The organism is Bradyrhizobium sp. BR 1432 (genome assembly GCF_051547705.1).
GTDB classification, from domain to species: domain Bacteria; phylum Pseudomonadota; class Alphaproteobacteria; order Rhizobiales; family Xanthobacteraceae; genus Bradyrhizobium; species Bradyrhizobium zhanjiangense.
This window is the reverse complement of record NZ_JBPUGF010000004.1, coordinates 12,055-38,341: the sequence shown is the minus strand read 5'-3', so window position 1 is coordinate 38,341 and position 26,287 is coordinate 12,055. Positions and strand designations below refer to the sequence as shown.

At 62.8% G+C, this 26,287-nt stretch carries 25 protein-coding genes, 1 tRNA gene and 2 pseudogenes; 16 read left to right on the top strand and 12 right to left on the bottom strand.

Going from position 1 to position 26,287, the window contains the following annotated elements:
- Window positions 1-6 precede the first annotated feature (6 nt).
- Both ACSKB8_RS41235 and chpT read right to left on the bottom strand, forming a co-directional pair.
- The gene (locus ACSKB8_RS41235; RefSeq protein ID WP_438111006.1) at window positions 7-2,793 is read right to left on the bottom strand and encodes a hybrid sensor histidine kinase/response regulator; all 2,787 of its coding nucleotides are present in this window, start codon (window positions 2,791-2,793) and stop codon (window positions 7-9) included.
- Between the two features lie 197 nt (window positions 2,794-2,990).
- Entirely contained in the window at window positions 2,991-3,644 is a 654-nt protein-coding gene (gene chpT / locus ACSKB8_RS41230; protein ID WP_438111004.1) for a histidine phosphotransferase ChpT, read from the bottom strand.
- A 206-nt stretch (window positions 3,645-3,850) separates the two neighbouring features.
- On the opposite strand from chpT, the gene cysQ reads away from it, so the two are divergent.
- Entirely contained in the window at window positions 3,851-4,675 is an 825-nt protein-coding gene (cysQ, locus tag ACSKB8_RS41225) for a 3'(2'),5'-bisphosphate nucleotidase CysQ (RefSeq protein ID WP_438111003.1), read from the top strand.
- On the opposite strand, the gene ACSKB8_RS41220 is transcribed toward cysQ, so the two are convergent.
- A complete protein-coding gene (locus ACSKB8_RS41220) occupies window positions 4,669-5,163 on the bottom strand; it encodes a YHS domain-containing (seleno)protein (RefSeq protein ID WP_438111001.1) in 495 nt (164 codons plus the stop codon). The genes cysQ and ACSKB8_RS41220 overlap by 7 nt on opposite strands.
- A gap of 139 nt (window positions 5,164-5,302) precedes the next feature.
- Between ACSKB8_RS41220 and ACSKB8_RS41215 the strand changes: the two genes are divergently transcribed.
- From ACSKB8_RS41215 to ACSKB8_RS41205, 3 genes are all read left to right on the top strand, one after another.
- Window positions 5,303-5,908: a DUF1134 domain-containing protein gene (locus ACSKB8_RS41215; protein WP_128923791.1), complete on the top strand. Its 606-nt coding sequence runs from the start codon at window positions 5,303-5,305 to the stop codon at window positions 5,906-5,908.
- Window positions 5,909-6,026: 118 nt separating this feature from the next.
- Entirely contained in the window at window positions 6,027-7,316 is a 1,290-nt protein-coding gene (locus tag ACSKB8_RS41210) for a hypothetical protein (protein ID WP_438110999.1), read from the top strand.
- Between the two features lie 166 nt (window positions 7,317-7,482).
- Window positions 7,483-7,557 (top strand) — tRNA-Val (locus tag ACSKB8_RS41205).
- Window positions 7,558-7,979: 422 nt separating this feature from the next.
- Here ACSKB8_RS41205 and ACSKB8_RS41200 read toward each other — a convergent pair.
- The 6 genes from ACSKB8_RS41200 to ACSKB8_RS41175 all read right to left on the bottom strand — a co-directional run bounded on the left by ACSKB8_RS41200 (window position 7,980) and on the right by ACSKB8_RS41175 (window position 13,919).
- Window positions 7,980-8,738 (bottom strand): hypothetical protein, encoded by a 759-nt coding sequence (locus ACSKB8_RS41200; RefSeq protein WP_438110997.1) that lies wholly within the window; start codon window positions 8,736-8,738, stop codon window positions 7,980-7,982.
- Window positions 8,735-9,670 (bottom strand): HNH endonuclease, encoded by a 936-nt coding sequence (locus ACSKB8_RS41195; RefSeq protein ID WP_438110996.1) that lies wholly within the window; start codon window positions 9,668-9,670, stop codon window positions 8,735-8,737. The genes ACSKB8_RS41200 and ACSKB8_RS41195 overlap by 4 nt, the downstream gene beginning before the upstream one ends.
- Complete coding sequence (locus ACSKB8_RS41190; protein ID WP_438110994.1) at window positions 9,667-11,508, bottom strand: HipA domain-containing protein; 1,842 nt, start codon at window positions 11,506-11,508, stop codon at window positions 9,667-9,669. The genes ACSKB8_RS41195 and ACSKB8_RS41190 overlap by 4 nt, the downstream gene beginning before the upstream one ends.
- 110 nt (window positions 11,509-11,618) lie before the next feature.
- Window positions 11,619-13,025 (bottom strand): exonuclease domain-containing protein, encoded by a 1,407-nt coding sequence (locus tag ACSKB8_RS41185; protein WP_438110992.1) that lies wholly within the window; start codon window positions 13,023-13,025, stop codon window positions 11,619-11,621.
- A gap of 7 nt (window positions 13,026-13,032) precedes the next feature.
- Entirely contained in the window at window positions 13,033-13,554 is a 522-nt protein-coding gene (locus ACSKB8_RS41180) for an ImmA/IrrE family metallo-endopeptidase (RefSeq protein ID WP_438110990.1), read from the bottom strand.
- The gene (locus tag ACSKB8_RS41175; protein WP_438110988.1) at window positions 13,551-13,919 is read right to left on the bottom strand and encodes a helix-turn-helix transcriptional regulator; all 369 of its coding nucleotides are present in this window, start codon (window positions 13,917-13,919) and stop codon (window positions 13,551-13,553) included. Before ACSKB8_RS41175 ends, ACSKB8_RS41180 begins: the two co-directional genes overlap by 4 nt.
- Before the next feature lie 162 nt (window positions 13,920-14,081).
- Between ACSKB8_RS41175 and ACSKB8_RS41170 the strand changes: the two genes are divergently transcribed.
- The 7 genes and pseudogenes from ACSKB8_RS41170 to ACSKB8_RS41140 all read left to right on the top strand — a co-directional run.
- A complete protein-coding gene (locus ACSKB8_RS41170) occupies window positions 14,082-14,303 on the top strand; it encodes a DUF2188 domain-containing protein (RefSeq protein ID WP_438110987.1) in 222 nt (73 codons plus the stop codon).
- A gap of 113 nt (window positions 14,304-14,416) precedes the next feature.
- A complete protein-coding gene (locus ACSKB8_RS41165) occupies window positions 14,417-15,565 on the top strand; it encodes a patatin-like phospholipase family protein (RefSeq protein ID WP_438110985.1) in 1,149 nt (382 codons plus the stop codon).
- A 3-nt stretch (window positions 15,566-15,568) separates the two neighbouring features.
- Window positions 15,569-16,423 carry a cyclic GMP-AMP synthase DncV-like nucleotidyltransferase gene (locus ACSKB8_RS41160; RefSeq protein ID WP_438110983.1) on the top strand — a complete coding sequence of 285 codons (855 nt, stop codon included), beginning with the start codon at window positions 15,569-15,571 and terminating at the stop codon, window positions 16,421-16,423.
- Complete coding sequence (locus ACSKB8_RS41155) at window positions 16,404-16,616, top strand: hypothetical protein (RefSeq protein ID WP_438110981.1); 213 nt, start codon at window positions 16,404-16,406, stop codon at window positions 16,614-16,616. Before ACSKB8_RS41160 ends, ACSKB8_RS41155 begins: the two co-directional genes overlap by 20 nt.
- A complete protein-coding gene (locus tag ACSKB8_RS41150) occupies window positions 16,609-18,459 on the top strand; it encodes a ThiF family adenylyltransferase (RefSeq protein ID WP_438110979.1) in 1,851 nt (616 codons plus the stop codon). Before ACSKB8_RS41155 ends, ACSKB8_RS41150 begins: the two co-directional genes overlap by 8 nt.
- A 560-nt stretch (window positions 18,460-19,019) precedes the next feature.
- Window positions 19,020-20,216 (top strand): hypothetical protein, encoded by a 1,197-nt coding sequence (locus ACSKB8_RS41145; protein ID WP_438110977.1) that lies wholly within the window; start codon window positions 19,020-19,022, stop codon window positions 20,214-20,216.
- Between the two features lie 160 nt (window positions 20,217-20,376).
- A pseudogene (locus tag ACSKB8_RS41140) lies at window positions 20,377-20,559 on the top strand (site-specific integrase); the annotation flags it as partial.
- Window positions 20,560-20,862: 303 nt separating this feature from the next.
- Here ACSKB8_RS41140 and ACSKB8_RS41135 read toward each other — a convergent pair.
- On the bottom strand, window positions 20,863-21,291 hold the full coding sequence (locus ACSKB8_RS41135) for a hypothetical protein (RefSeq protein ID WP_438110975.1): 429 nt from the start codon (window positions 21,289-21,291) through the stop codon (window positions 20,863-20,865).
- Window positions 21,292-22,162: 871 nt separating this feature from the next.
- Here ACSKB8_RS41135 and ACSKB8_RS41130 point away from each other — a divergent pair.
- Together ACSKB8_RS41130 and ACSKB8_RS41125 are read left to right on the top strand one after the other, a co-directional pair.
- Window positions 22,163-22,354, top strand: a complete 192-nt coding sequence (locus ACSKB8_RS41130) for a hypothetical protein (RefSeq protein WP_438110974.1) — start codon at window positions 22,163-22,165, stop codon at window positions 22,352-22,354.
- Window positions 22,355-22,422: 68 nt separating this feature from the next.
- Window positions 22,423-22,614 carry a hypothetical protein gene (locus tag ACSKB8_RS41125; RefSeq protein WP_438110972.1) on the top strand — a complete coding sequence of 64 codons (192 nt, stop codon included), beginning with the start codon at window positions 22,423-22,425 and terminating at the stop codon, window positions 22,612-22,614.
- Between the two features lie 136 nt (window positions 22,615-22,750).
- On the opposite strand, the gene ACSKB8_RS41120 is transcribed toward ACSKB8_RS41125, so the two are convergent.
- Both ACSKB8_RS41120 and ACSKB8_RS41115 read right to left on the bottom strand, forming a co-directional pair.
- Complete coding sequence (locus tag ACSKB8_RS41120) at window positions 22,751-23,368, bottom strand: tyrosine-type recombinase/integrase (protein ID WP_438111776.1); 618 nt, start codon at window positions 23,366-23,368, stop codon at window positions 22,751-22,753.
- 1 nt (window position 23,369) lies between these two features.
- Window positions 23,370-23,591: a hypothetical protein gene (locus ACSKB8_RS41115; RefSeq protein WP_438110971.1), complete on the bottom strand. Its 222-nt coding sequence runs from the start codon at window positions 23,589-23,591 to the stop codon at window positions 23,370-23,372.
- Window positions 23,592-23,830: 239 nt separating this feature from the next.
- Here ACSKB8_RS41115 and ACSKB8_RS41110 point away from each other — a divergent pair, with 239 nt between their 5' ends.
- The 3 genes and pseudogenes from ACSKB8_RS41110 to ACSKB8_RS41100 all read left to right on the top strand — a co-directional run bounded on the left by ACSKB8_RS41110 (window position 23,831) and on the right by ACSKB8_RS41100 (window position 26,168).
- Entirely contained in the window at window positions 23,831-23,902 is a 72-nt protein-coding gene (locus ACSKB8_RS41110; protein ID WP_438111775.1) for a ribbon-helix-helix domain-containing protein, read from the top strand.
- 235 nt (window positions 23,903-24,137) lie between these two features.
- Window positions 24,138-24,488, top strand: a pseudogene (locus ACSKB8_RS41105) (IS110 family transposase); the annotation flags it as partial.
- A 123-nt stretch (window positions 24,489-24,611) separates the two neighbouring features.
- A complete protein-coding gene (locus ACSKB8_RS41100) occupies window positions 24,612-26,168 on the top strand; it encodes an ISL3 family transposase (RefSeq protein WP_438110969.1) in 1,557 nt (518 codons plus the stop codon).
- Window positions 26,169-26,287 lie beyond the last annotated feature (119 nt).

The window sequence follows — 26,287 nt, the reverse complement described above, 5'->3', positions numbered from 1 at the left end:
TGCGGTTTAGGCCGCCGCCCGGCTCAGCTCGGAGGCGCCGGCGGCGCCCGCGGTCTGCTCCTTCAGCGCCGCGATCAGACCGGGACGGTCGAACTTGGCGACATAGTCGTGGAAGCCGGCCTGACGGCCGCGCTCGATCGCCGCCGGCGACACCAGCGCGGAGAGGCCGATGATCGGCATCGACCCCAGATTGTTGTCGGAGCGGATCAGTTCGGCGAACTCGAACCCGTTCATGTCGGGCATCTCGATGTCGGTCAGGACCACGTCAAAGCTCTGCGCGCGCAGCGCAGCGAGGCCCTCCTGCGCGGTCGGCGCGGTGCGGACGCGGTAGCCGGCCGCTTTCAGCACCGGCGCCAGCATGTTGCGGAAGAAGGCGCTGTCGTCGACCAAGAGCACCGACTGCGAGTGCAGCGACGGCTTCATCTCCTTGCGGGTGAACCAGTCGGCGAACGCCATCGGCAGGAAGTGACCGACGTCGATCACCTCGGTGGCCTGGCCCTTGATCACGGCCGAGCCCAGAATGCCCGAACCGGAGCCGCCGACCTCGATGTTGAGCCGCTCCTCGACGATGTCGATGATCTCGTCGACGACGAGGCCCATGGAGCGGCCGTCATCGGCGAACACCAGGATCGGCTGGGCGCCCTGGCTCGCGATGGTGACGCCCTCCATGGCGACCAGCGGCATCAGCTGCTCGCGGTACTGCACCATGTAGCGGCCGTTACTGAACTCGATCTTGTCGGCCGGCAGCTCCTCGAGGCGGGTGACGAGGCCGAGCGGGACCGCCTTGGGCTGGGACGAGCCGGCGCGGAACACCAGCAGCGAGGTGGTCTGCTCGCCACTGCCGATGTGATGGCCTGCGTTCTCGTCGGCCATGTCATGGGCCGAGGAGCCGGCGGCGCCGAGCGCCTTGGCAATGCCGTTGGGATCGATGATCATGATGACGGCGCCATCGCCCAAGATGGTGTTGCCGGAGAACATGTCGATGTGACGCAGCTTGGTCGACATCGGCTTGACCACGATCTCTTCGGTGTGGAACACGCCGTCGACGACGATGCCAAAAGTCTGGCTGCCAACCTGGGTCACCACGATAAAACCGTTCTCGGGATCGGACGCAGCGCCGTCGTCGATCTTCAAGAGCTTCTTCAGATGGATCAGCGGCAGCAGCTTGTTGCGCAGGCGCAAGACCGCGGTGTCCTTGATGCGCTCGATGCGGTGCTCGCTGTTGGCGCGGGCACGCACCAGCTCGACCACCGAGAGCTGCGGGATGGCGAAGCGGTCGCCGGCGGCTTCGACGATCAGGGCCGAGACGATCGCCAAGGTCAGCGGGATCTTGATGGTGACCGAAGAGCCCTCGCCGGCCACGCTCTTGATGTCGATGGTGCCGCCGATCTGGTCGATATTGGTGCGGACCACGTCCATGCCGACGCCGCGGCCGGAGACCGAGGTGATGGCGGCCGCGGTCGAGAAGCCCGGCGCGAAGATGAACTTGTGGATCTGGGCCTCGCTCATCTTCTCGAGCTCAGCCTCGGTGACCAACCCTGAGGAGATCGCCTTGGCCTTGATCTTCTCGGTGTTGAGGCCGCGGCCGTTGTCGGCGATGCAGATGATGATGTGGCCGCCCTCGTGATAGGCGGAGAGCCGAATGGTGCCCTGCTCGCCCTTGCCGGCCGCTAAGCGCTCGGCGGGGGTCTCCAGGCCATGATCGGCGGAGTTGCGCACCATATGGGTGAGCGGGTCCTTGATCAGGTCGAGCACCTGGCGGTCGAGCTCGGTGTCGGCGCCGTGCATCTCCAGCTCGATCTGCTTGCCGAGTTCGCTCGAGAGATCGCGGACGATGCGGGGCAGCTTCTGCCAGGCATTGCCGATCGGCTGCATGCGCGTCTTCATGACGCCCTCCTGCAGCTCGGCGGTGACATTGGACAGCCGCTGCAGCGGCACCTTGAACTCGGTGTCCTCGTTGCGGCGGGAGATCTCCAACAGCTGGTTGCGGGTCAGCACCAGCTCGGAGACCATGGTCATCAGATGCTCCAGCGTGTCCACGTTGACGCGGATCGACTGGTTGGCGATGCGGTCGCCTTCGCCGGCACTTTCGTCGGCCATCGACTTCTTCGGCGCGGGCTTTTGCTTGGCAGCTTGCTTCGCGGCAGGCGCCGGGGCTTCAACCACCGGCGCGGGCTCGGCCTTGGCTTCAGCCTTGGCAACGGGCGCAGCAGGCACCGGCGCTTCGATCGCGGTCTCGCGGAAGGCGCGCTCGAGCTCGTCGAGCGAGACTTCGCCGGGACGCAACGGGCGCTCCAGCGTCTGTGCGATCAGCGTGCCCGTGGTCATCGCCTTGGTGGGCGCAGCGGCAGCCGGGGCTTCCGGCGCCAGCGGCGGCGCGTCGGCGACGGGAGCTGCGCCAGCCGCCATGGCGGCCATGCCCTGCTCGACCATCGCCTCCAGCTTGTCGATGAGGTCGCGGTCGTTGCCCTCCGGCTCGGCTTCGGTCGCCTCCAGGCCAGCCAAAATCTCCTTGATGCGGTCGATCGAGGACAGGATCACCGTCACCGCCTGCCCGGTCACCGGCATGCCGTCGCGGAATTTGCCCATCAGCGTCTCGCCGGCATGCGCCAGCGCTTCCAGCCGCGGCAGGCCGAGGAAGCCGCAGGTGCCCTTGATGGTGTGGACCAGGCGGAAGATGTTATCCAGGATCTTGGCGTTGTTCGGCTCCTGCTCGAACTTCACCAGCTGATTGTCGACGGTGTCCAGGCTCTCGCTGGTCTCCGTCAAAAACTCCCGCAACAGATCATCCATGAAAACAGGCCTTCATACAGGAAGGGCGCGCACGAGGCGTGATGCGCCATTTCGGAATGGGGCCAGCTTCACCGCAAAGCGTTTAATATTGGTTGAGTAAGTGCAAAAGAACGGAACCAACAAAGAGATAAGGCGCTCCGGACAAGTCGAAGCGCCTCGTAAAGATTGGATTAAGACTTCGAGAGCGAAGGGCGCGTTTACGAAGCGGTAACGGTGATGGCTTCGCCTTCCGGTGCGAGCCTCACGGTGAGTCCGCAGGCCTGCGCCAACAGCCTGGTATGATAAGGCTGGATCGCATGCGCATCCGCGGCAGGTCCGCGCTCGCCGCTCAGGAGCTCGGAGATGTTCTGCGGCAGGCGCGCATTGTGTCCGGTCGCGGTGATGCGGAAGCTCATCGTCTCGCCCTCGCCGATCGGATCGATCGTCAGCATGCCGCCGCGCGGGATCGTGTGCTGGGCAACCACCAGCATGTTGAGCAGCAGCTTGACGCGATTCTTCGGCAGCAGGAGCCGCGGCAGATTCCAGGTGATCGAGCACTTGCCATCCTCGATGTGGCCGCGCGCCATGGTCTGGGCATCACCGAGATCGATCTGCGCGCCCGAGGAGCCGGCAGCGCCGAAGGCAAGACGGCAGAACTGGAGCCGGGCCGAGGCCGTCTTGGCACTCTTGCGGATGAGGTCGAGCGCGAACTCGCGGTCCTCGGGCTTGGGATCGTCGTCGAGCACTTCGAGCCCATTGACGATGGCGCCGACGGGGCTGATGAGATCGTGGCAGACCCGCGAGCACAAGAGCGCAGCGAGTTCGAGCATATCGGGAGCAGTAACGGTCGCGGGCGACGAGGCGTCAGACATATAATGGGGTCCTGGAGGGTTCCTGGAATTGCACGGCGCTGGACGCCGCGAATCACGCATGCTTGACGGATGCTGCGGGTTCTAACATTCGCAAGCCCGCGGCAGCTAGCTTGCGATCACTTCGAGGCGGCCATAAGCCCCCAATCGAATCAATCCGGGCGAATCAGTCGAGGAGGAACGAAATTGCCGATGAATGAGGCATCCAGGTGAAAAGGATCATCGACGCCGCGGTCGCAACCGGCCTGATGGAGCCGCTCACCGCGCTGGTGGTGAAGGCGGGCGAAGCGATCCTTGCCGTCAACCGCACGGCGATGCGGGTGGACGGCAAGCAGGACGGCTCACCGGTGACCGAGGCGGACCTTGCCGCCGACCGCATCATCGCCGAGGGCCTGGCGCAGCTTGCGGCCGACGTGCCGACGCTGTCGGAAGAGCGGAGCCAGCTCGCCTCGCCGCCGTTTCGCGAGAGCTTCTTCCTGATCGATCCGCTCGACGGCACCAAGGAGTTCGTCGCCGGCCGCGACGAGTTCACCGTCAACCTCGCCCTGGTGACTGAAGGCGTGCCGCTGCTCGGCATCGTCTCTGCGCCCGCGCTCGGGCTGCTCTGGCGCGGCGTCGTCGGCCGCGGCGCCGAGCGCGTGAGCTTTGACGGCGCAACCATCGGCGCGGCCGAGCCGATCCATACCCGCAAGCTGCCGGCGCCGGGCGAGCCCTGGATCGCGGCGGTGAGCCGCTCGCACGGCGATCCCAAGAGCGAGGCGTTCATCGATGGCAGGCCCAATGCCGTCAGACGGACGGTCGGCTCGGCCGTGAAATTCGGCCGGATCGCGGAAGGCAGCGCCGACATCTATCCCCGCTTCGGACCGACCTCGGAATGGGACGTCGGGGCCGGCTCTGCGGTCGTGACCGCGGCCGGCGGCAGGGTGACCGACGGCCAGGGCGGCGAGCTCCGCTTCGGCCAGCGCAGCGACAGCGGTTTCATCATCCCGGAGTTCGTCGCCTGGGGCGACCCGCAGGCGGTCGACCGCTACTGACCGAGCTGGTCCTGGAGCGCCGGCCAGCGCTTGCCGACCTCATAGAGGAAACGCTCCGGGTCGGCGGCGAAGGCGTCGCGATTGGCTTCCCGGCTGAACAGATAGAGCCGCTGCGCCACGAGCGCGAAGAAGCGGGGATTGCCGGCGATGACGACGCCGCGGGCGATATCGGCTGGATCATAGCCGCCGAATTGCGGCCCGTAGATCTCGGGATGGGACAGGAAGGAGGCCCGGTTACCCTCGTTGCGGAAGCGCCAGACCGCGCCCCAGAGGTTCGCCTCGAACTGCGCCTTCCCTCGCACGGCCGCGCCATCGACGAAATAGGCGACGGGATCGAAGCCCTCGATGGCGACGCCGCTGAACCGGTTGACGACGATCCGCTCGGTGGTGGCAGCCCCCGCCGGCACCCCTGCGCAGATGATCCAAATGCCCGCCAGCAGGCAGACGAGGCAAACGCGGCGGCCGATCAAGGCAATTCCGGGGCGCAAAGGGCTATCTTCCTGCCGTTGTGCCGTCATAGTTGCTGCGGATAACATCCGAGTCGAGGGGACATCCGGCGCAACCTAGAACCGTGCCTGTTGGCGTCAGGTTAAGGAAGCGATCGGTTTCGATACCAGGGGTTCTTTTATGACTTTCGCATCACGCCTTGCTGCGCTCGCGCTCGCCGCGATGGTCGGCTGGATCGTGCCGGCCTCCGCCCAGCAGGCGCCGCCGCCCAACCTGCCGCCGCCGCAGCGGACCCCGACGCCCAACACCTACGGGCCGGACGAGCTCGTGACCGCCGGTCATCGTTTCTTCGGCAACGTCTCGCGCGGGCTCGCCTCGATCATCGAGAAGGCGGTCAGCCAATGGGGTCTGCCCAACGGCTACATCCTGGGTGAGGAAGGTTCCGGCGCCTTCGTCGCCGGCCTGCGCTATGGCGAAGGCACGCTCTACACCAAGAACGCCGGCGACCTGCGCGTCTATTGGCAGGGGCCCTCGCTCGGCTTCGACTGGGGCGGCGACGGCGCCCGCACCATGACGCTGGTCTATAACCTGCCCGCCACCAACGCGATCTACCAGCGCTTCGCCGGCCTCGACGGCTCGGCCTATATCATCGGCGGCTTCGGCATGACGGCGCTCACCGCCAACAACATCGTGCTGGTGCCGATTCGCTCCGGCCTCGGCCTGCGGCTGGGCGCCAATATCGGCTATCTCAAATACACGCCGCGTGCGACCTGGAACCCGTTCTAGGTCTCCTCTCCCAGCTGGGTACGGATCAAGGTTAACGACAGAGCGGGGCTGGCTTTTTGCCGGCCCGCCATGGCATTGTCGTTGGTAAATTTTTCCTTAGCTCTGGGAGTTTTGGCCCATGGTCGAACCGATCATGTACCTGGCGATCGGTTTCCTGCTCTCGATGCTGTGCGGGCTTGCCCTCGTGCCGCTGGTGCATAACCGCGCGGTGCGCCTGACCACGCGCCGGCTCGAGGCCGCCACCCCGCTGTCGATGGCCGAGATCCAGGCCGACAAGGACCAGCTCCGCGCCGAATTCGCCATGTCGGCGCGGCGGCTGGAGATGAGCGTCGAGCAGCTCAAGAACAAGACCACGAGCCAGCTCGCCGAGCTCGGCAAGAAGAGCGACGCCATCAACCGCATGAAGATCGAACTGGGCGAGAAGAACGCCACGATCTTCGCACTCGAGGCGCGCGAGAAAGCGGTGAAGGAGCAGCTCCGCGCCACCGAGGAGGAGTTCAACGCCAAGACCGAGGCGCTGCACGCCGCCGAGCTGGCGCTGAGCGACAAGCAGGCCGAGCTCGCCAAGATCAACTCTGAACTGTCCGACCGTTCGATCATGGCGGAGAGCCGCCAGGTCGAGCTCGTCGCCGTGCGCGCGCAGATCGAGGAATTGAAGAACCGCGTCGGCGATGCCGAGAAGGAGTTTGCCGCGACGCAAGCGCGCCTTGCGCACGAGCGCACCGAATCCGAGACCGCCTCGCGCGAACTCGGCGAGGCGCGCGGCCGCGTCGAGAATTTGAGCCAGCGCGTCACCGAGCTCGATCGCCAGCTCATCGTGCAGGTGAAGGAGGCCGAGATGCTGTCGGGCCGCGTCGCCGACCTCGAGGGACGTCTCGCCACGCAGGGCAAGCTGCTCGCCGAACGCGACTACGAGAACAACCAGCTCCGCAAGGCCAATGAAAGTGCCGAACGCACCGTCAAGGAGCTCCGCGTCGAGATCGCCGCCTTGAGCGGCGGCAAGTCGCCGGCCGCGCTCGAAGCGCTGCGCGCGGAAAAGGCAGCGCTCGAGGAGCAGCTCCGTACCGCGCGCGACGAGCGCGCAAAGCTCCAGCGCGACATCAACGCGATCCAGCAGCAGGCGGAGAGCTCCTGGGCGACCGAGCGGATGGAGAACGCGCTGCTGCGCGAGCGCATCAACGACATCGCCGCCGAGGTCGCCAAGCTCGCGATGCAGCTCGAAGGCCCGAACTCGCCGATCGAGGCGCTGCTCGCGGCCGAGGCCGGCCAGCCGCCGAAGCCGGCGCCGCGCCCGGCCAACGACGCCGCGAGCAACGGCGCGGCCGGTAGCGCCCTGCCCGAGGGCGGCGGAACGCTCGCCGAGCGCATCCGCGCGCTCCAGGCCCACGCCTCCCGTGCCCGCCAATAGGGCGCGTAATTGGGCCAAAACCCGGCTTCCTACCGAATTGCCTGGCTTGCGGCAGGTTTTCCGGCCCCACGGCGCCTGGAAACTTGACACCTTGGGCCCGCACTTCTAAATCGCGGGCTCCGATCTGCCGGCCGGCCGAAAGTCCGGCCGCCTGCATGATGGTCCCGGGCGCATAGCTCAGCGGGAGAGCGTTCCCTTCACACGGGAGAGGTCCAAGGTTCGATCCCTTGTGCGCCCACCATTAGCCCCGAAAATTCAGGAACTTAGTGTCTCACTTCCCTCGCGGTGTGCCCGGAAGAAACCTGGGGCACAATGGGGGCACATCGCTTGTCTCACCTTTAAGGGCACGAGCAATCGCTCGCCTTAGCTCTCGAAACTTTCGCCGTTCGGCTTGCGACCCGGCCCGGCCTTCGGCGCGTCGGGATATTTTCCCGCTTTGATGTCATCCTGAAACGTGATGTGGGCCGAGAGCGCCTTGGCATAGCTGACCTTGTGGGCGCTGCCGAGCGGAAGCAGTTTCGGGGCACGAGTCTGGCCCTCCTTCGTAAGCGCTTAGCCGGAACCCTTGCTTCGGGATCGGTATAGCTGTGCGAAAGAAGCCTCCGGCTTGGACGGAGGTTTGGGATGGGATTGGACAGCAAAAAGGACGTCCATTTGGACGGCTCAACGACGGGGTCGGTGAGCCGGCTGGAGGTTCTTGAAGGACCATCTGGGCGTCGCGTAACCTTCGTGTTCCCGAACGATTCTTTCGATGTCCTGCCGGCGCCATCGCCCTCCGCCGGCTCGCGCAATTCTCGAACGTGCTTCCTCGCGCAGCTTCGACCGGCAGGAAGCTAAGCGCGCATTGGGGACACGACAGCCTTCTGAAAGAAGGCGATCAATGTCTCCGCGCAGACGTTCGTCATCCTGATTTGCAATGACCGCAACCCGCCCAGAAATGTCGTGATCGATGTCCTTGGAGATGACGTTCGGCATCGCATTGGGCTTCGGCCACGAGCCGGCTTGCCGTCTGTTCAGCTTCCTTGCATCGCCATTGACGCCGGCGCTCGTCACCAAGAGATAGCGCGCGCCGAGGTTCTTCAGTCGCTCGGCCGCCGATATCCGAGTGTCACTTCCGTGCTTCAACAGGGATTTGAGTGTTGTCGGCGTCCAAGCGTCACCGCCACGGCGCTTGGCTTGTACAATCAGCGTGTAGCCGGTCATCGGCACTCGACTGACGAGCCGTCCCGGTTCGGCATCGGAAAGTGTAGCTTCAAGGTCCTCTTGGCTCGCGGGTTCGAGGACAAGCTCGTCTGTGAGGCGCGAAATCAGGACCAGATCGAGCGCCAGCCATATTGAGACGTCGATCTGATATTCATAGCCCGCAAGCGAAGCGGAACCTGCTCCACTCTCGTTTGTGCTCGCTGATTTGCTCGTCTTCACGCGAGGTATCTTTCTTCGCGGTGCCACCGCAACGCATCGATGTCGGGCCTATTGTCGACGCGCACTGGCAATGCGAGCCGTTGCCCCTCCAACTCGTAATAGTGCCGACCGTTCTGGAAGTCCTCTCGAAGGCGTTGGCTCACAACAAACCTGTGATCAGCGTCTACCGTCACGTAGCCGCGATCGAACAGCTTGTGGATATCGGTGCGAAGGAGCAGGCCGTTACTAACTTCATGCTGGCCGCCAGCCCCGTACGCACGGATGTGTGCAGCATCGAGGACCGGCAACGTGCGCTCGCCCGTGACTGCGCAGCGCCTACCGTAGCTGTCAGTGACAGCAACCCGGAACGTGCCTTGACCAAGGCGTGGCCGTACAAGCCTAGGATCGCCGTACCGCGCGACCTCGGCGAGCGGAGTCGACGCACCGACAGGCGCGGCAGTCAGTCGCTCTCGAACGGCGTCCCATAGAAATCGTCCGTCCGCTTCGCCGGTGTCGAACCCCTTTCCGACCACAATGCTCGGCGCCCAGCGATCGGCAATTGGAAGCCAGAGATCCCGCGGCCAGAAGAACGGTTGCTCCAAGATGCGGCAACCGATCGAATAGTCGGTTCGAAAGTCGACCGGCTCGCGCCGATAGCGAGCCACCCGACCGCGCATTTCGTCGAGCGAGGCGGCACCGTTCTTGTCCCCGAACGCTTCCCATGCGAGCGAGATCGGAACGATCGAGGCATGGCCGAACAGACCGCCGCCGACAATGAAGTTGTTCGGGCTATGGAGCTTGAACAGAAACAGCTCGCCGGGCTGAAGCGCGCGAAACTGCGATCGGCCACCTGGTTGCCAGAAATTGACCTCGTCGACGCTTCGCGCGGACAGAAACTCGAACCAGTCGAGGTCGGTCACGCCAACATATATTTTGACCGATTCCAAGCTCATGCGAAGGCGCCGCATCGCTCAGCCACGATCGCCTTGACGCGCCCCTCGGCGGACGTGGCGCCTTCGCGGTCACGCGCAATTTTGGGCAGCGATAAGGCATCCGCGGCCTTGCGCGTTGCCACCGCTACGGTCGCCATCGCGTCTTCCGCGCGCGCGACGGGGAGCTCGATAGTACGGGCAAGCGTGAGAAAATCACGCGGCGTGAGCCGTTCGTCCTTCCCACTCAGTTTAAGGGCCATGCGATCACTGGCAAGGCCCGGAAAGACCCGCGTCGTGACCGCGTCGTAGAGCGGCGCGAACCGGACGCTCTCGAATTGCCGCGCGCCGGGCGCGGCGATCTTCAGCAACGCCAGGTTCTTGAGGTGCATGTCACCGTCGGCGATCAGCCAGGCGAAGAGCGCGCGCCGGAATAGAATATCGAGATCGTCGGCGGGATCGGTGGAGAGCGGTCGAAGCCCGCGCGCCACGCGCTCGATAGTGCCGTCGTACTTTGCCGCCGCGGGCAGATCGAGCACCGAGCAAAAATCCTCGAGCGCGAGGCGGCGCTCGTCAGCCTCGTCCCGCCTGATGTCGAACCGCTCGACGACGAGTGCGGGCGCCATGCCGTCGGGCATGCCGACAAGTGCGGCGTCAGGCACGACGAACCCCGCCGCTCGACCGAGCTCCAGGCAGATCCATTCGACGACTGGCAGCGCCTCGAAGCCGGCGAGCCCCGCAGGCTTGAGGATGTGGGTGAACGGCGCGTCGATCGCCGGGATCAGCTCGCCCTCGGACGTCAGGCACATCGGTGCCTTGATTTGCACGCCGGACAGACGGGGCGTCTCCGCACGCTCAAATAACTGCGCGAGATTCTCCTCGAAGCTGTGCTCCAGCTCACCCCGCGATGGACCGACATAGCGTCCAGTGAATTCCCCGCCTTTCGCGAACTTCGCAAGCGGCGCTTGCAGGACGTCGAGCGGGAGCGCTTCGAGCTCTTTCTTATTGCCAACAACAGCGACGTTCGACATGAACCGCTTGCCGCGGCGAATGGCATCGCGATCGTCCCGCTCGTGAAGCACCTGGGCGAGCCAGCCTTCCGGCAACAGCAACTCCACAAATGCGGGGAGCTTGCCGGGCGCTGTCTGGCGAACGAGCGGCGGTGCCGTATTCGCCGTCGCCTTCCAACGCCATTCGAAGCCGTCATGCGTCAGGCGGCCGAGAGGCTCGCCATGCCAGGCGACGATCCGCTCAAGAGCCGCCTTGTTCGCCACCGCCTTTCCGGCAGAGGTGCGCGTGGTCAGGTAGCGCTCGGCCCCTTCCCCCTCGCGATACCAGCCATTCTCGCGAGCCAGCGCCCAGACGGCGTCCGCCGCCGCTTGTGGTGATCCAAACTCCTCGATCAGCCGTGCCGCCATATCGGCACGAAGCTCGTCGGTAATGGCGCTGGCATGCTCGCTTCGGAGCCGGAACGCTTCCAGGAACCGCTGGCGCGGTGACGACACCTCGATCCTGATCTCACCTTGATCGTCGCCCACGATCGCCGGCGCCGTCGACGGATGAGCGGGCGCTTCGTTTTGGACGATCTCGAGCGTGCGGATCCGGGTTCGCTGGTTGCGTCGTCCGCTTAGGAAAAGCCGGCCGTCGGGGGTTGGTCGCAGGAGCGCGGCGGACGCCGACGAGAGATAAGCGGTCGGGTAGAGATAATGTGCGATGCGCACGGCGTGGGCCAAGACCGCCGCATCGACGTCGGGATTGGCCTGGGCGTAGACCCCACGGACGAGCTGAATGAGCTCGCCCGCCGCCGCCTGGGCATGGGCGCGTCGCCTGTCAATGGTTTCACCGACCAGGAGGATTGTCACAGACTTGCCCGCATTTCAGATGCGCGAAAGTTGCAAAACCGGGGAAAATGTCAAGGACAATCGCGCATTTCAGATGCGCGAAAGTCAGACCCGTCCCCGATCTGGCGGATTCAGGCGACCAACTTCGCCCGATAGGCCTCCAACCGCGCCCGTCGATCCTGCAGGTAAGTGCGATAATGCATCAGAAGGTCGTCCGGACCGACAGCCTCTCCCAGTAGCCTTCCCGTCTCGGCCATCGCCTGATCGATAGTGAGGCAACCCGAACCGTCACCCGTCATCTGATCGGTTAAATAGCGTTCGACCTCCAATCGAGCAGGTTCGGGGAGAACCGAGCGCGCTTCGAAATAGATCAACCGGAGGCCGAACCAGCGCAGTCGCTCGTCTTCCATGCCCTGGACGATCGCGAAGCGGTCCTCCCATCGCGCATCGTGGAACGCGGCTATTCGTGCCTCGTCAGCAGGGCCGGGAAAGCCGTTATAGATGCGCTCTTCGATGTGCGGAGATAACGCGTAAGGCTCGCGCGCGGCGATGTACGCAGCCACAAGCCGCGTGCGCAGACCAATGTCCGCTTTCACGCGACGGGCCCAGTCTTCGATATCGCCAATCGCACCGCCCTCCAACATATGTTCGGGAGCGTCGAAGAACGCCGTCAGTGTGGGTGCGGCATTGATCCTGAAGCGACGGATCGGACTCGGCTTCTGCGTCAGATGAACTTGCAGTTCGGGATCGCTCATCGCGGCGAGCCGGCCCACATCTTCGTTGAGGCTCAAGCAAAGCCGGCCATTGGCCTGATCGGGATCCGAGCCGATGCAGACGACCGGCGAATGATAGGCTTGGCCGCCGAAGAACTCGGTCAACACGAAGCCGTCTTCGGCCTCGACAAAATCCGCGACGGTCGCCTTGTTCGAGAAGCGCACAAACCGCTGCCACAACTCCGGCGATCGTTGATAGATCAGCCGGCATAGGTCGAGCGTCGCAAGTACATCGGACATCGCGTCGTGCGCCCGAGCATGGGAGACGCCATTCGCGGTCGCCAGCTGTTGCAAGCGAAAAGTCCGCCGCCCTTCCTCGTTGACCGGCACGACCAGCTGCGCAGGCGATACGGCATCGGCGGCCATCACCAGGCTGAGCGCATCGGCGCGGCAGTTGCGGTGATTGCTCGTCAGATATGCCGGATATAGGCTCTGAAAGAGCGCGTGGCGCAGCATCTCCTCGTCGAAGCGGATGGAGTTGAAGCCGACGAACACCGCCGGGCTCCAGGAAATCAGGGTCCGGCGAATGTCTGTCACCATCGTGTAGTGCGACGGCAGGTTCCCATCGGTCAGCCATTCGATCGGCAAGCCATTCGTGCGAAGCGCCGAAGGATGGGGAAGCACATGCGGTTGCAAACGCGAGCGCGTCTCGAACCGCGCCAGCTCGTTCAGGTTCGCATCAGTGCGAACAGCCGCGAAGTGGAGTATCTGATCGAAGCCCCGTTTCAGCCCCGTCGTCTCTGTGTCGAAAAAGACGAAGCTCATGGGCTTGTTACCAACGGGTCAACCGGAAACGCATCGCTGCCGGGCTTACCCTAAACCGACGCGCGAGACCCTCAATCGCCGCCTCGTCCTCAAGGTCCACGCCACCGCCTTCCAAGGCGGCGGCTAAGAGATCGCCGGGGATCAATAGCTCTGAGGCGAAGGCGTTGGCTTCAATTTCCATCGGCTCGGTTCCGAGCGCCGAGATGTCGTCCCGGAAGAGAACACGAATCCCTTTGTCGACGTGAACGGCTTGTCTGATGTCACCGTCGTGCAGCACATGATGGGCGAGCTCATGGGCTGCAGAAAAGCGCTGGCGGTTGGGATGATGCAGCGCGTTGACGCCGATGATGCCGACGCCGTCCTTGATATAGGCCATGCCCGAAAGATCCTCCTCCAGCGGCGCGTACTGAAGAACGATCTTGCGCGACTTGATGATGCGTTCGACCGGAACGGGCGGCGCTGAAACGCCGAACTCCCGGAGGATCGCGCGCGCGGCTTCGCGCGCTCGACCTGGATCGGCGTCTCTCACGATCCGACCTTAGGACCGCGACGTGGCGCCAGCGCGCTCGTGATCAAGTCCGCGACCTGAGCCCCCGCATGTTCCGATAGCGATTGCTTCGACAGCGCCTGGTTCGACAGCGTCATCTTCAATTGCTCCCCTATGGACTTTTGCGGCAATGGCGGCAGCAAGTCAGCGACCTTCGCGAAGTCGAGCGCGGCGGCGAGCGCATAGACATGATGCAGCAATATGTTCTGCCGGCCGCTCTCGATGTTGGCGATCGACGCGCGAGACATTTTCACTTTGCTTGCCAGTTGCGCCTGCGTCAGGCCAAGCGCCTTTCGCCGGGCCGAAACGGCACTCCCGAACGTCCTATAGACCGGATCGCCTGCCATAGCCGATGTTTGCGCTCCATCGCGTCCGGTGTCAATATTATAAACATAATGTGCTTATTACTCACATATTAATGTGATCAATAGTTGACATCCAGCTTGAACTCGGGAATCTCTATCCTGGCCGGTGGGCGCTGGGCTCTCCGCGAGTCGAAAGAACCTGCAATGTCAAAACGCATCCATGTAGTGCCGCACGAAGCGGGGTGGGCCACACGCCGCGAAGGCGCGTCGCGAGTGGGCTCCACTCACGACACCCAAGCCAAAGCGACGGAAGCTGCGCGCGAGACCGCGCTTCGCGAGCATGGCGAAGTCGTCATCCACCGTCCTGACGGTCGTATCCGGGACGCGAATTCGTACGGCAACGACCCCTTTCCGCCGAAAGGATAACCACATGCCGACGCAGCTGTTGCGCGGCCCGTTCCCCGAGGCGGAAGTCGTCCGAGCCAGAAAGTCCATATCGATGTGTGAGCGCCCCCTACTTTGCCACCAAGGCCCGTCGGATGGAAATATCTGAGGAACATCGACAGACGGCACACCCCTTTCGCGTTCTGAGCCTTGATGGGGGCGGCATGCGGGGCATTTATACCGCCGCGTTCTTATCTCGCCTGACCGACCAATTCGCCCGGATTAGAGGTAAGACGGCGCTCGATCTTGGCCGTGGGTTCGACCTGATTACTGGCACGAGCACCGGGGCGATTGTCGGCTGTGCTCTCGCGGTCGGCCGACCCATGTCCGAGGTGGTGGCGCTCTACCGCGAACATGGGCCTAAGATCTTTCCGCACCGGATCGCCGGGAAAGGCGGCGCGATCTATCGCGCTACGCAGGGCAGCCGGTTCGTACGCGAGGGCGACAAAGCGCTTCGCGATGCGCTGCAAGGTGTCCTCGGCGCTGTGACGATGCGCGATGTTTTCGACGGGCGCGGCATCTCCCTGTCAATTCCCGCCGTGCTGATGAGCCAACACCGCGCCTGGGTATTCAAGAAGACGCCGAAGAGCGGCATCCGCGATGATCGCTACCCGCTGGTGGATGTGTGCATGGCGACCAGCGCAGCGCCGATCTATCGCTCGCTTGCGGCTATCGACGATCCGAACACGCCGAGCGGGCCACAGCAAGTGTTCGCGGACGGAGGTCTCTGGGCCAACAACCCTATCATGGTCGGGCTCGTCGATGCGCTGACGATCGCGGCGCCGGACCGCGCGATTGAGATCTTCTCGTTGGGAACCTGTCCGCGTCCCGAAGGAGATCATCTCGACGCGGAAAGCGCCCATCGATCGATGTTGGACTGGACACTCGGCGCCGACGTTGCGCCGCTCAGCATCTCGGCGCAGGAGTTTGCCTTCGATCACATGGCGCGGCTTTTGGCGAACGCCATCAGCAATTGTGGGCGCTCGATCCGAAGGGTGCGGTTCCCCAACAAGCCTGTCCCGGCAAGCATGATGCCTTACCTGGGGCTCGACGACACGCGGCCGGAAGCAATGGATCGCCTGATCGCGCAGGCGCATACGGATGCCGACCTGACCAAGAGCTGCTGCGACGACGCAAATAGCGAGGACGGTCGGATGATCCGACGCCTCATGACCGAACTTCCGGCGATGCCGGCCACAGGAGCGGTCTGGGACCGCCCCGCAGCCTCCGACCAGAAAGGATAGAGGATGTTCGACTGCTCCAAGGATGTTCGTGCATATCACGATCAGGAAGTGACCCTGCCGAAGAGCGAGCAGGACGCGATGCGCGACCGGCGCAACGCTAACCGCACCCGACTCCGCAACGGGCTTGCTGAAGCGGATAAGCCGGCACCGCTCGAGTTCGTCAAGCAAGGCAGCTACGCCATGAAGACGATGACCCGCGATCCCAACAATGACTACGACATCGATGACGGCGTCTACTTTAGGAAGGAAGATTTGGTCGGCGATCGCGGGGCGGAGATGACCTCGTTGCAGGCGCGCCAGATGGTCCGCGACGCCGTTGATGACGGCAAGTTCAAGACGCCGCCCGAGGTTCGGTCGAATTGCGTGCGCGTCTTTTACGAAAAGGGCTATCACGTCGACCTGCCGGTCTATCGACGAGTGCTGACATCAACCGCCTTCGGCGAAGAAATCCATTACGAGCTGGCAGCGAGTAGTGGGTGGAAGCGATCCGACGCACGAGACGTGTCGGACTGGTACGAGGACGAACGCGCGAAGTCCGCCGATGGCGTTCAGCTCCGTCGGATCAATCGAGACCTCAAAAAATATGCACGCAGCCGCGATAGCTGGCGGGACGGCATCCTGAGCGGCTTCGGCATCTCGGTACTCACGACCCAGCGGTTCCGTCACAACGACCGGGAGGATCAAGCGATCTACGATACGATGGTCGCAATCCGTAATCGAACTCAACGGCGATCTCCAAGTCGCCCACCCCGTCACGCCCGGCGACTATATCACCACCGGGCCCGACGACGCTCGGGCGCGCTGCTTTCGCGAAAAGCTGACCGAAGCGATCGACACCTTGCAGCCCCTCTTCGATGACGACTGCACGCGCGAGCGTGCGCTAAAGTGCTGGGACAAGGTTTTCGCGACCACCTTCTTCAGCGAGCGGCTGGAGGAGGAACAGCGCGCCGCGGTCGCCGCCCCGGCGATCATCACGTCGGCCGGCCTGCTTTCGCAGACCGCGGTAGCGGCCGCCGCCGTCAGCAGCGCTGGCGGCGGTCGGCATGCCTGAGAAGACGCTCCCGCTGCGTTGGCGACAGGCGGCGCTTCGCCTTGAAGCCACGCTGCGCGAACTGACTGGGCAGGCACCCGAACGTCTCGACCAAGCGACGATCAGCACTTGCTATCCTTCGCGCCGATGGGTCGCGGCGTGGCGGGTCAGCGTGGTCTTTTCCGATGGTGGAACGCGTCGCGTCGACGTGGTGGCGACGGCGGCCTTTCCAACCGTTCCGGTCAGGACCGCGCTCGTCGATCATCCAGATTTCATGACATGGCCGCACGTCGAGAGTGACGGCATTCTTTGTCTGCTGCCGAACATGGCGGAATATGATCCCGATGACCCTTCCGCCGTCGCCGCAAACCTGCTTCACCGATCGATACAACTCATTGAGGAGCTGCTTGAGGGCTCGATCATCGAACGCGATTTCCGCGAGGAGTTTCTGACTTACTGGGCCTACAAGGCCCATTTGAAAGGAACAGACTTTTACAGCTTGGTCGCTCCTGCGCCGCCATCGAGACTTGTGCAGGTTTGGAGAGGAAAAGGGTTGGAAGTCGTCGGCGAGGATGCCGCTTCACTCGCACAGTGGGTGCGTCGCCGCTTCGGCGACAATGTCGATACCAGGACCGAGGTCGCCGCCTTCATCTGGCTTGGTGAACCTCTGCTTCCCGCCGCCTACCCCGAGACTTCTTCAGATCTCCTCGCGTTGGCTGCCGCGATCGGGGATGAATCAAGAGGGGTGCTCGAGGATGCTGCTGTTGGCGAACCCGATTATCTCGTCGCCATACTGGGAGCGACTGGCCGCGGCGGGGCCGCCCTGATCAGCGTCAAGGTACCAAATCCGAAGTGCCTAAAGGACCATGTCCGATCGGCGGCGGAGCCTCTGTCCAAAGGCTTTCGACGCGGCCACACGCCGAGGCCGGTTCTGCTCAGTCGTTTCTTCGGGCCCGTCCCCGTTGTCAGAACCTCGGTGCAACGCGCCGACGCGAGTTGGATCCACGGCCGAGATCGCGACCCTCGGGCGGAGCATTTGCTTCGGGCCACTGTCGTCTTAGTGGGATGTGGATCCGTTGGTGCCCCGATCGCTCTTGCGTTGGCGCAAGCTGGCGTTGGCCGGCTCATTCTGGTCGATTACGATACGCTCAGCTGGCCGAACGTCGGTCGGCACCCTCTGGGCGCGACTGCGGTCGGCCGCAATAAGGCCGAGACGCTGGCTGAGCGCCTACAGGCTGATTTTCCCCACCTTACAATCGAGCACCGCGATTGCGACCTGCATCACCTGCTTCATACCGACCAAGATCTTATGGTGGCGGCTGACTTGATCGTTTCTGCTACGGGAAGCTGGGCAGCTGAGTCCGCTCTTAATCGCTGGCATATTGCTCAGGGACGAGATCGACCAATCGTGTATGGCTGGACCGAGGCGCATGCTTGCGCCGGACACGGTGTGGCGATCGCCGAGGCTGGCGGCTGCCTGCAATGCCACATCGGCCGTACGGGAATGCCGTCGTTCAAAGTTGTGGAATGGCCGGAGGGCGGAGACGCCAATCAGGAAGAGCCGGCGTGTGGTGCTCATTATCAGCCGTATGGTCCGATCGAACTTAGTTACGTGACCGCGATGCTTAGCGAGCTTGCCCTCGACTGCGTGCTCCGGCCGCCAGCGCATTCATTCGGCAGGGTATTCGTCACGTCGCAAGGTCGCATCGCGAATCTCGGCGGCCGCCTCAGTGAGTCATGGCTGTCGGCTTACGGTGAGTTGGCTTACCGCGAGGGGGACACGGGCACTAGGATTGTCAATCGACAATGGTCACGAGCGGAATGTGCCGCATGTGGAGGCGCGCGAGCGGACGAAGCGGCTTGAGTTCGAGAGGCGCCTTCGGGCTGGGCCGTTCGCCCGCCATTCTGCGCTCGCCTGTGCGCCGATCGACCCGGAGCACGAGCTTCGGGTTGGATGACAAGGACTTTCGGATATCGATCGCCAACGGTCGGGGAATCCCCGCTGGTACGCCATATACGCTGCAGCGCATAAAACACAGCGAAATACGCTTCAACGTATAACCCATACTCCCCCTGCAGGGGGCCAGGGGCTCTCGCTCACCATATCCCCATGAGCGCGCGGTGACGACGACGGTATCCTGAAAGCGCGCGTTCACCGGGAGGAGCGCACCCGCAAACGCGGCGCTATCTCGAGCCAACAGCTCAACCACGGCAAGGCTGTCCGTGTGAAGCTCTAGACGAGCCCGGTCAGGAGTTTCATTAGGTCCGTCCATCACGTGGGCACCGCTTTCGCACTCCGACACCTATGCATCGACCGCCCACCCCATCCATCCGTTCCATCGAACACCGGAGCCAGGCCGAGGGCGTCGCGCCTTCGCAATATTTAATGATTACAGTGGAGTCGAACTGACCCAGAGGATTGGATTGACCACCATTTCTCGTGAAGCACTTTACGACCTTGTCTGGACAGAGCCGGTGCGCACGATCGCTCAGCGCATGGGCGTCTCCGATGTGTGGCTGAAAAAGTGCTGCGCCAAGGCCGATATTCCCGTACCGGACCGGGGCTATTGGGCAAAACTCCGCGCAGACAAGAAGGTTATCCGCCAAAAACTGCCGCCACGGTCGCCGGGAATGGCGACGGACGTGACGATCGGAACCGGGCCGCGCTCGTATCTATGGCCTCCCAATCCTGAAGTCGTACTTGCCGCACCGCCGCCGACTGAGCCCACGTTCGTCGAATCCATCGAAGCTGTCGCCGTCAGAGTGGACCAGTCCCTCGGGAAGATCCGCTTTGTGCGCGATCTCGGGTCGGCACATAGTTTGATCCGCCATCTCCTCGACGAAAATGCGTTGCGTCGTCTGAAACCCAGCGATCCTCCGTACAGGCTCCGTTATAGCGAACCGCTTTTTGATAGCCCATTCGAACGAAGACGGCTGCGGATCCTGAACAACCTGTTCCTTGCCCTGATCAAAGCCGGCCACCAGCCTTGGCTTGGCGAACAGGCTCGCAATGTGGGTGTGACGGTAGGCAGCCAGAAGATCTCGTTCACGCTCGACCACCCCAGAGCCAGGGCGCAAGCCAGCGGACGAATCCAAACGCCGCACGAAGCTTACGAAACCCTCCGACTGGAAATCCCAGCCACTGGGGATTCCTGGGCAGATGATGATAGCGGTCGCATCGAAGATCGCCTCAGAGAAATCATTCTGAAACTGATCGTGGCCGGCGAGATTCAGTACCGCGCCAACGCCCACACCGTCTATGAAAACGCATGCCGACGTCGTGCCGAGATGGAGCGTAGGCTGGCCGAACAACGCGATGAGGCCGACCGACTTGCGCGCGAGAAAGTCATCAAGGCGGAAGCAGAGCAACGCAAGATGCTGCTCCGAATGGCAGCCGATCGTCGAGCCGCCCAGGATATTCGCGCATTCGTCGCAGCCGCCATCACGGCCTTCGGTCCGAAAAAGGCTGAAGAAAGCCCCGTCGCAGGTTGGACGGCCCGGGCCTTGGGAGTCGCAGACCAGATCGATCCAGTAGGCCGCCTTCAGATCACCGAGGATGGAACGTCCATCGAGAAACCGGCGGCCGCTCCAGAAACCGAGCCGGAGAGCCAAAGGAGGTGAGATGCCAGAAGACGAGAGGTTACAGGCGATCAAGCATCTCCTTTTCGATTATGTGCGGAGCCCCTCCTTGCGCCACATCCGGGATGAACGGCCTTCCGCTCCCAGCAAACGATCCCCGTTTCTCCCCGACCGATCCCAGTTGCGGAACAGTGGAAACGCCATGGCAAGCCTGACCGACACCGCGATCCGACATGCGATGAAGCGCGTCGAACTCAGCCGGAGACAAGAAAACCTTGCAGATGGTGAAGGCCGCGGCACCGGGCGTCTCGTCCTTGTCCTCAAGCCGATGCCGAAGCGCGTGACCGCTGAGTGGATGGCGCAGCAATGGCGCGACGGTAAACGCCTTGGGTGTGAGGATCGGCTTGACGACGCGCCGCTAATCAATCCGGAGACGCCGACTATGATGGCCAGATATCCCGACTGGCGACCGCCATTTGCGAGGGCTTCTCTGCGAGAGCAGCGACGGTGATTCTGATGCGCAGCTCAACGGACAGCACGCAGCGCATGTGGGGCTTGCAGCTTCGGGAGAGGATCGGCTTCAAAGAGCGACCGTGTCACTGGTGCCCGGCAAGCGGCTGCTGAACTGCTACTCGCGCCGCAAACATAAACACACTTCGCGCCGCCGGCTGGGCGGCCGCGGTGTCTCCTACTTGCGATACTGAGCCGCAGGCTGCGGGTTGTTGGCCGGATTAGTATCGTGCTTGGACAGTCGCGTAATCAACTTGCCGCCGACAAGGGGTTGCAAGTCCGCTTCCAGAGCATCAGCGAGCGGCTTGGCATAGACTTCATTGCCTTCGACATAGAGCGTGAACGCCTTGAGGTATTTCGCCTGCTTTTCTGCATTCTCGATCGTCGCTTTCGTCCAAGCGTAAAGCGGATAGTTTTCGGTACCTCGTTTCTCGGCTTCCGCCACATACTCGGCGAACGTATCGAACTGACACTTCATCGTCGCACGATGTTTAGCGAGGATGTCCGCCAGCGGCTTGATCGCTGCATTGTCGGGATCGGCGCGCGCCAACCCGGCGAGCTCCTCCTCGAGATTGATCCGCACCTGGTATTCCCATTGCTTGTCCATCACCGGCTTCCCGAGGCCCTTACGAGCCCGCCTGTCGGCTATGAATGGTCAACTTGGACCGCGGTTTTCTGGGATGTTCATCATCGTCATGTGGTCACCCGGAACGGCCACGGCGTGAATGCGCCCGGCCAAGATCGATCCGGTGGCCACCATCGCGACGCTCCTGCTGACGCAGCATCATATTGTCTCGGATGGCTGGTCGCTGGGCGCCACCGCTCTTCTTTGTTCCCACAGGGTTGGGCGTGCGCTGCCGCCTGACGTGCGCCGGACCGATCTGCCCGCACTTGTCGAACGTGGTACGCAGTCGCTCTTGACTTGCACCAGTCCGTCCAATTGCAGGTGCAGCGCTGTCCTGGTCCAGAACCCGCAGCAACCGGAGATGAGTGTCGTCCTTGTGGCCGGCGCACGACTGACGGGATTGACGGCATCAGAATGGCACTGATTTTGATTGATCGAGCAAGTTGCATCTGAACTCTTAGACGGAGGATGCGATCATGGTGTCGTAACGGATTAGCCCAGCATCTCAAGCAACCGACGTGCCAATCTTATTTTGCGAGCTTTTCGTGAAAGCCCAATCGCCTTTCGCTGCGCTGCCGGAATACTTCCTTTCTTACTGTCGCGCCTGGTACATCGATGTCTTGAACCAGACGCAGCTCGAAACAACAGACGGACGGCGATAGCGACGATCGCCACTTTTGCCCCGAGAGAATATCGTGCGATGGGTATGAGGCTCGACCTTGCCACGCGAGAAACGCCTCTCAGCGGAGCAAAAATTGATTTCGTTTGACGAGGCAGAACGGAGCAGCCTGACTTCGTGGAAAAACTTATGCAGGATAGTATCCTTACAGTAACACAACGGGGAAACTCGATCATGATGTTTTGGACCGATCTCGATGCCGCTTACGACGAAGTGCACAACGCGCGCGCCGCCGTCGAGAAGGCGGAGGTCAACTACTCGCGCGGTGGCGGCACGGTTGCTCTCAATGTCGCGAACAAGCGACTGGCAGATGCCTATGCCGATCTGCGCGCCATCAATGGCGGACGGGTGCGTGATCTACGGTGACTAGACAATGTCGGGAGAACGTCGGGAGATCATCCCGGTTCGTTCCCCTGTAACGTAGGGGTAACTACATGGCGCGCGCCCGACGCTTCCCGGTGATCTTCGAGTTCTGCGGCCCCGAGGAGCGCGAAGCCGCCTTCAATGCGCTGGCGGCGAACGGGCTATTCACGAAGTCGGACCTCTACCGAATGGCATTCGATCAATTCCTTCGGCAACAGGGCGCGCTGCCGCCGAGGATGAAGGCGCAGGACCATGCCGCTTAGATCAACCAGGAGTTTGCGTAATGCCCAATCTTAGAGAAGTCCACGAGCGAAGCTTGCAAGGCTTTCAGCTCGCGATGCAAGAGGCCAACGTCGCCTATCAGCAGGCCGCCCGACCTTGAAGAATGGCTTCAATCTCTCAAGCGGAAATCGACGGCCGACGCCGGTCCTGCTTCCTCGGGGCGAAGGCGACGACGTTCTCGGACCTCGGAGCGGGAGCTGGAGCCGGAGCGAGCAGGCTCCTGATGTGAGCCGCGAACCTCTCGATTGCGGCGGCCTTCTCATCTCGATAGCCGTGGACGTTGTAGACGGCATCGATGCCCTGCATCTTGTGCCCGGTGACGGCCTTGGCGTGAGTTTCGTTGATCCCGAGCGACACCATCAATGTCCGGCATGAGCGGCGCAGATCACGAATCTGCCAATGCTTCATCGGCTTGCGTCCTTCCCGCTTGCGGATCGTATTGATCTTCTTGTCGAGCGCCACCTTCATCTTGCTAAAGCCGGAGATCGGAACCTCCCCGCCCGTGGTCGAGAACACAAACCACGATTTCGATTTGCAGCCTTCCGGCTTCCGCTCGACAAGCTCCAGCAATGAAGGCGTGAGCGGGACGGTGTGGTCGACATCGGTCTTGTAGCGATCCGCCGGGACGATCCAATCGCCGCCCTCGAATTCCCGCGTGTGCATGTTGGCGACTTCGCTGCGCCGCCCACCGCAGAGCAGGACCGCCTTCCAGTAGTTCCGAGCTGGCTCTTCCAGCTCATCGGCGGCACGCCAGAAGTCGGCGATCTCCTCGAACGGCAGGAAGCGGTCCCGAACTCTTCTCCATGCCGCCCGGCTTCCTGCCCGGCATCGGTTGCGTCGTGAACTTCTCGTCCCAGTCCGCCCACCATTTCAGGACCGTCTTAAGGTGGGTATGGACGCGGTTGGCCATCGGTGGGCCGCCCTTGGCACCGCCGTGTGCTTTCACCTTGTCGAGCATGTCGGTGACGCTGCCGCGCGTCTTAGCGGTGCGGGTCAGGTCATAGACAGCGATGTCGCCGAATCTGGCAGGATATGCCGCTCTAAGATGCCTTTAATGGCATTGCGGTGCGTACAGGCGGGGACGGCTCTGGTGTGTTCCAGCCTCGCGCGCCAGAGCCGTTCTCGTTTGCACGGACTGACCCCGGCTGGCGCAAATGACACTGCTAGGGTCGCGAGGGCAACCGTGAAATCCCCCTCGTGAAGCGATCCATCGTTGTCGGCGGCCACAAGATCGGTGTCAGCCTAGAAGAGGCATTCTGGACGGCATGAAGGAGATCTCCAGCCGCGGAATCTGGGCCGGCAGTTTCGTGGAGCCGTGGCGGTACCGAGACTGTATCCGAGCCGGCGGCAGGCCGGCGGCTTGCTCAGATGATGCGAGCGATCGATCCCTTTACCTGAGCGAGCAACGAATATCGTCCGCCCAAAACAGCGTCGCCTATCCGTGGGAGGAAGGTACTCTCGCTATTGTCAAGCTCTCGCAATCAAACGATTCGGAGCAGCTATGATGAAGCAATACGTTGGGCTGGACGTCTCGCAGAGGGAAACCGCGATATGCGTAGTTGGCGAGATGGGACAAGTGATTTTTGAAGGAAAGGCCAAATCTGATCCGGGCTTGTTGACCAGCCTGCTTCGTAAGCATGCGCCTCATGCCGAGCGCATCGGGTTCGAAACTGGCGCGATGGCGAGTTGGCTGTGGCATGAACTCTGCAGGGTTGAGCTTCCCGTTGTCTGTATCGACGCTCGGCACGCGCACGCAGCCTCGTCGGTTCGCATGAACAAGAGTGATCAAATCGACGCGCGAGGCCTCGCCGAACTGGTGCAGGTCGGTTGGTACCGGGAGGTGAAGGTCAAGAGTGTCAATCGGCTTGCAAATTTTGGACGCCGATCCCCCGGCTTAGGGGGTCAATATTGGGCTCTGACTCACTTTTGATGCAGTTCGAGGGATGTTTGGCGCATTGATTAGGGGAGAATCAGCGCCATGCAGCAAGCACTCCACCGCTCCAGTCTGGTGCCGCGTGGGTTTGTTGTAGAGAGTGCGTGCTACGAGGGTGATAAGGCCGTCATCACGGTCCGGGCGTCCGGAAGTGTTGGTCTGTGTCCATCGTGCGGGACAGTTTCGCGGCGTATCCATAGCCGGTATCGGCGACGCGTGACCGATCTGCCGCTGTCCGGGCGGATCGTGGAGCTCGTGGTGATCGCCCGCCGCTTCCGCTGTGATGCCGTCCTATGCGGGCGCCAAATCTTCACCGAGCGCTTCGCCGAAGGGGTACTGGCGCCATCGGCGCGACGGACGGCAAGGCTGGACTCCATCGTCCATCACCTCGGTCTGGCGCTTGGCGGTCGACCGGCAGCGGGCTTTGCAAAGCGGCTAATGCTGCCGGTGAGCAAAGATACGCTTCTTCGGGTAGTTCGGCGCCGTAGCCGTCCCCCAGCTCACCCGCTCAGGGTTATCGGCATTGATGACTGGGCTTGGCGGCGCAATCACCGATACGCGAGCATCATCTGCAACCTGGAAAGGCGCCGGGTGGTCACCGTGCTGCCGGATCGTGAACCAGCGACCGCTCAAGCCTGGCTCTCTGCTCACCCCACGATCGCGATCATCGCTCGCGATCGTGGCGGGGGATATGGCGAAGCAGCAGCAAAGGCCCTGCCGCACGCGGTGCAGGTAGCCGATCGTTGGCATCTGATGGAGAACGCCAGTCGGGCCTTCCTCGATGCCGTGCGCAAATCGATGCGCCAGATACGCCTCGTCATCGGTGCGACCACGATCGATCCCAAGCTGCTCACGGCCGCCGAGCGCCTCCAGTATGAGGGCTATCTGCGCCGCGAGGAGACCAACGCGGCTATCCTGGCTCTGTCGAAGAACGGCATACCTATCAAGCAGATCGTGCGTCAGACCGGCCATAGCAGGAAGCTGGTGCGACAGGTGGTCCGCGACGAACGCCACGACGTCTTCCGAACCCGGCAAAGTTCGTTGGATCTGCACTTGCCATGGCTCGACGATCAATGGGCGTCCGGCTGCCGCAATGGAGCTGAACTTTGGCGCCGCTTAACAGCGCGTGGCTTCCGAGGCTCGCTCCGTGTCATCAGCGAGTGGGCAACTCGCAGACAACGGGCTGAAAAGGCCGACGCGCGAAATCTTCAGAGGATTCCGTCGGCCAGAACGATCGCGCGGCTAATGACAATCGGCCGGGACTTGCTAACGAAAGCGGAGACCGTCACGGTAGCGGCAATCGAAGCTGGGATACCGACTCTGGTCGAGGCACGCGAGATCATCGCTGAATTCCACTTGATGGTCCGGCGCAAGGTTGACGCGGGACTGACTCCATGGATCGAGCGCGCCCGCAGCAGTCTCGTCGCTTCGTTCGCCAACGGCGTCGCCAAGGATGAGGCGGCGGTGCGGGCGGCGATCACTTCGCCCTGGTCCAACGGACAAACCGAAGGACAGATCACGCGCCTCAAGCTCGTCAGGCGTCAAATGTATGGCCGCGGGAAGATCGATCTGCTCCAGGCCCGGCTAATCGGTGCAGAATAATCGGAGCTGCACCAAAATTGCGTCAGAGCCAATATTTGGCTCTGACGCAACTTCGATGAAGGTTTGCCGCAACTAGATGGGGCCTATCAGCCATGGCAGTTCGACCGGTCTTCCGCCGT